Origin of the sequence: Frankia gtarii (genome assembly GCF_025403375.1) — a bacterium.
Classification (GTDB): Bacteria; Actinomycetota; Actinomycetes; order Frankiales; family Frankiaceae; genus Frankia; species Frankia gtarii.
In genome coordinates, this window is the sequence record NZ_JAMPTM010000395.1 from 1 (window position 1) to 4,569 (window position 4,569).

Annotated in this window: 5 protein-coding genes and 1 pseudogene; 1 reads left to right on the top strand and 5 read right to left on the bottom strand. The window is 72.2% G+C overall.

The window, feature by feature from the left end; all coding sequences use genetic code 11:
- Positions 1–516: pseudogene (locus NBZ83_RS30175) on the bottom strand (hypothetical protein); the annotation flags it as partial.
- 234 nt (positions 517–750) lie between these two features.
- Complete coding sequence (locus tag NBZ83_RS30180; RefSeq protein WP_261571142.1) at positions 751–1,533, bottom strand: aminotransferase class IV; 783 nt, start codon at positions 1,531–1,533, stop codon at positions 751–753.
- Between the two features lie 125 nt (positions 1,534–1,658).
- Between NBZ83_RS30180 and NBZ83_RS30185 the strand changes: the two genes are divergently transcribed.
- On the top strand, positions 1,659–2,129 hold the full coding sequence (locus NBZ83_RS30185) for an SCP2 sterol-binding domain-containing protein (protein WP_261571141.1): 471 nt from the start codon (positions 1,659–1,661) through the stop codon (positions 2,127–2,129).
- A gap of 210 nt (positions 2,130–2,339) precedes the next feature.
- Here NBZ83_RS30185 and NBZ83_RS30190 read toward each other — a convergent pair whose 3' ends face one another.
- The 3 genes from NBZ83_RS30190 to NBZ83_RS34705 form a co-directional block, all read right to left on the bottom strand.
- Entirely contained in the window at positions 2,340–3,242 is a 903-nt protein-coding gene (locus NBZ83_RS30190; RefSeq protein WP_261571140.1) for a TerB family tellurite resistance protein, read from the bottom strand.
- A 100-nt stretch (positions 3,243–3,342) separates the two neighbouring features.
- On the bottom strand, positions 3,343–3,906 hold the full coding sequence (locus tag NBZ83_RS34700; RefSeq protein WP_498041093.1) for a GlxA family transcriptional regulator: 564 nt from the start codon (positions 3,904–3,906) through the stop codon (positions 3,343–3,345).
- Between the two features lie 41 nt (positions 3,907–3,947).
- Complete coding sequence (locus NBZ83_RS34705) at positions 3,948–4,367, bottom strand: DJ-1/PfpI family protein (protein WP_498041094.1); 420 nt, start codon at positions 4,365–4,367, stop codon at positions 3,948–3,950.
- Positions 4,368–4,569 lie beyond the last annotated feature (202 nt).

Genomic DNA, 4,569 nt, shown 5'->3' on the forward strand with positions numbered 1-4,569 from the left:
ACCATGTACGTCCAGCCCGGCGCCGGCCGGGGTGCCGGCGCCGGGCTGGACGTACATGGTGGCGAGCAGGCGGGCGCGGGCCATCCGGATCACGGGGATCACCTCGGCCGCGAGCACGCAGATGACCGCGCTGGTCGGTGCGAGCAGGTCGTGCCGCTGCCGGACGATCGCCTGCGCCGTCCAGGCCGTCAGTGGACTGCTGGCCGGGGGGCCGGCCGGCTTGGGCCAGAGCAGGCCCGCATCGTCCGGGGACCAGTTCCGGTCGAGGGCGAGCGCCGCGAGGTAGAGCGCCTCGTAGACCGCTTCGTGGTCGGGGTCGGTGAGGTCGTGCTCGCTCTGGCGCAGCTCGCGCAGGGCGCCCTTGGATCGGCCGGCTGCGAGGGCTGTCGCGGCGCGGACGAGGTGGCGCTCGGCCGGCGGCGGGAAGGGGTACCGCACGGGCACGCTGGCGGGCTCGACGCGATGTTGCTCGTGCAGCAGGAGCGCGATGAGGAGCCTTGCTGAGGAAAGCGGCATCGGTGCGGTGTTCCTTCACGGACGACGCGGAACCGGATCCGGTTCGGACTGTTCGGACCCGCCGGAAAATGCTGGCGGAGCCATGACAGTACCTAGCATTCCGTCCTCGGCAAGCGCTTTTTGACGGTTCCGTGACGACCTAGTTGTGGCATCGAATGTACCTCGCGGAAATGGTCGTCGGTGTCGAGATGATGTAGCCATCATTAAGTAGGGAAATGATTTGACTTTACATTCTTAGACGAGGTCGCCGGGGACAGCGTCGTACCGGCGGGCGAGCTCGGCGATGAGCGGCGTCGACCCGGCGAAACGGTGGTCGTCGATGGCGGCCACGGCGGCGATCCCACGGGAATTCGTCACGAAGGCGGCCTCGAAGCGGCCGAGGTCCGCCAGCAGCACCGGCGCCCGCGAGCTGCCCGATGACCGCTCCAGCAGGGCCATCGTCACGCCGTGCAGGGCCGGCGCGTCCGGCCAGACGATCGTGTCCGCGGCGAGGAAGCCGATGTTGGTCGTAGCACCCTCGGTGATGATGCCGCCCGGCCCGGTGAGCAGCGCATCGTCGAAGCCGCGCCGGCGGGCGAGCCGGCCGTACTGGAGCTGACCGAACGTGCCCAGGTGCTTGAGGTGCGCAAACGGCCGCGTGTACGGCACGGACATGAGCCGCTGCGGGGCCGCCGGTGGTTCGGCGGGCGCTCCGATCGCGACGATGAGCCGTGCCGGGCCGCCGTCCGCCGCGCCGGCGACGACGACCCGCACGGTGGCGTCGCGGGTCGAGGCGGCCAGTGCCGTCCGGATGCGGGCGCGCACCAGATCGCCGTCGAGCGGTGCGTCGTAGAGCTCGCGGTTCGCCGCGTCGAGCCGTCGCAGGTGCAGGTCGAGACCGCGGGTCCGGCCGGCGCGGACCTGCATGACCGTGAAATGGCCGTGCGGGGCCAGGGCCAGGACGGGCGCGTCATCGGGGGGCACGGGACACCCGTCGATCTCGACGCGCAGGAATGCCGGGCTGATCACTCCGGTCACGATAGCCAGCCGGCGTGGGGGGCACGATCGGGCGCCCCGGGCGACGAAGATCAGCAGCGGGTTCGCTAGCGTGCTCGTGCCGCGCCCGTCGTCTGGCGGGCCGCCCGTCAACGAATGGAGTGGCCATGTCCGACCTCGCCGTCGACCCTACGGCCGACCCGGCAAAGATCGTCAGCGGTCTGTCCGCCCTGTCGGAGCGGGAGATCTCCGAACTGCTGGCGGGCCCGGCCGGGGAGAGCGTCCTCGACGAGATCTTCCGCCAGATGCGCGACACGTTCCGGCCCGAGCAGGCGCAGGACGAGAACGCGCTCATCCGCTTCGCCCTCACCGGCGGTTCGGGCGGTGGCACCCGCACCTACGAGCTGCACGTCGTCGACGGCACCTGCGCGCTGGCGATCGAGCCCCCCGCCGGCGCCGGCGCGGCGCCCGCCGACCGTGCGCTGACCATCACCACCGACCGGGTCCGCTTCGTCCGCGTGCTCATCGGCCAGGTCAGCGGCGCCAAGCTTTTCATCACCCGGAAAATCAAGATTGACGGCGACCTGAAGTTCGGCGGCAAGGTGATGTCCTGGTTCGGAATCAAGCAGGACGACTGAACCACCCCGCGCCCGGTGCCGCCCGACCCAGGGCGACGCACTCCGTGTGCGGCATATATTACCGTCGGTTAACTTACCGTCGGTTGACGGCAGTGGCGGATGGCGAAGTGCGCGGCGGCACCGCGGTTCCGGGAGGGTGGGATGACGCCTGACCGGCGCAGGGAGGAGCCGGTGAGATGCCCGGGTGGGGTGCCGGGGCGAGGTGCCGGGTCAGAGGGCGAACTCGGCCGGTTCCAGCCCGAGGGCGAGCGCCGCCTCCCGCACGACTGCCTGCTCGCTGGCAACGAACTCACCGTCGACCAGCCCGATGACCTGCCCGATCCGCACGACGGCGACGGCCTGCGCGACCCGGCCGCGCACCTTGATGATCTCGGCCAGGGCTGCGCGGCGGCCGGCCGCGAAGTCCGTCGTCAGCCGGTCGAGGTGCGCCTCGAACAGGCGCACGGTGTCCTGCTCGGGGAACTGGGACAGCACCGGGTCGGTGGCGGCGAAGCCGAGCAGCCCCTCCCGCTCGGTCGGGTCGATGCGCCCGTCGGCAGCGGTGACCAGCGCGCACATCGCCACCGCCGCGTCCCGAAAGGCCAACGTGCGCAGCTCCTCGCGGCGGGTGAACAGCTGGGCCCGCAGCGAGGCCAGCGACGGCAGCCGCCGGTTGCCCCCGGCGGGGTCCAGCCCGCGCCACAGCGGCCAGCCCTCGGCCAGCCAGCGGCGCACGACCTCCGCCATCGACAGCGGGCGCAGCCGCGTCGCGAGCAGGACGTCGATGTTCACCGGGACGAGGGTGTGCTCCCCCCAGCGGGACGGGGTCGGAATGCCGACCGGCCAGACCCCGGCGAACAGCACGCTGAGCACATGGTCCGTCGCGGAGTTCGGGGAACGGCCGGTGATGGAGCCGTCATGCTCGACCGCGCCGACGAACTGCCGGGCGACGACCCGCGGCCCGGCGAGCCGCCCCACCTGCCGCTCGAGAGCGTCGTCGGCGCTCTCGCCGCCGACCACCGGGCCACCGGGCAGCACGTGCCAGACGTCGTCCGGCGGTCGTGCCAGCAACACCCGGTCGTCGATCCGCAGCAACAGCCGGACATCGAGCCGAACAGCGGCCTGCACTGGCATACCGACACCACTCCCGAAGACGCACCGCACAAGATGGGTCACGCAATGACGGCATCATCCCCCAGATGACCCGAAGACCCGATCCGGTGGTTCGGCTGCGTCACCTTGTCAGGCGTGGTGTTTGGCTCCGGTGGCCAGCCGGCGCCGCCCCGTCCGCGACGAGGACCGGCGATCGGGCCCCGGCGGTCTCGACCATCGTCCCGCCCGGAGCAGGGACGGGGGCGCCGCCGCCGAACGCCCGGCGGTAGGCCCGCGGGCTCGTCCCCACCAACCGGCGGAACTGCTCGCGGAACGCGGCCGGCGAGCCGAACCCGACCTGCGCGGCGATGATCTCCACCGGATGACAGGTGGTCTCCAGCAGATACTGGGCCCGGCGCAGCCGCGAGCGCTGCAACCAGGCCACCGGCGTCAGCCCCGTCTGCTCGCGGAAACGGCGGTTGAGCGTGCGGGTGCTGACCATCGCGTGCGCCGCGATGTCGGCGAGGGTGAGCTCGCGGTGGACGTTCGCCGTCAGCCAGTGCAGCAGCGGTTCCAGCTCCGTGCCGTCGGGCGGCGGCTGCTCGCGGGCGATGAACTGCGCCTGCCCACCGTCGCGTTCGAGGGGCATCACGGACAGCCGGGCGGTCTCGGCGGCGACGGCTGTGCCGTGGTCGCGGCGCACCATGTGCAGGCACAGGTCCAACCCGGCGGCGGCGCCGGCCGAGGTCAGGACCTGGCCGTTGTCGATGAACAGGACGTTCGGGTCGACGTCGACGGCGGGATGGTGGCGCGCAGCCCGTCGAGCAGGCCCGCCGCGGCGAGAACGAAGGCGCCGGCGCAGATCGAGGCGAGCCGCGCCCCGCCCGCCGCAGCGGTTCGCAGCGCGTCGAGCACCGTGGCGTCCGGCTCCGTCGTCGGATTGTCGCAGCCCGGCACGATGACGGTGTCCGCCGCGGTCAGCGCGTCGAGCCGCCAGGGGACGCGCAGGGCGAACGCGCCGGTCGTCACCTCCGCACGCGCGGCGCAGAGCCGCACCTCGTAGGCCGGGCGACCGTCCGTCAGGCGGGTGCGGCCGAAGATGTCCAGCGGCGTCGCGAGGTCGGAGGGGACGATGTCGTCCATGGCAAGGACGGCCACCACGTGCATATCGGCCAACCTAGCCGTGGCCCACGGCGGCTCGACGGGCCCGTCCCAGTCCGGTCGTCCGGGGGTCGGGCGCGAGGTCCCAGTCCGGTCCCGGGGGTCGGGCACGAGGTCGGGGGTCCGGGCGGGAGCCCGATGGTGGCGCACGGTTCATTTCCGCCGTCGCACGGGCGTTTTGCGAGTATTTAAGCTATTTATGCTGGTC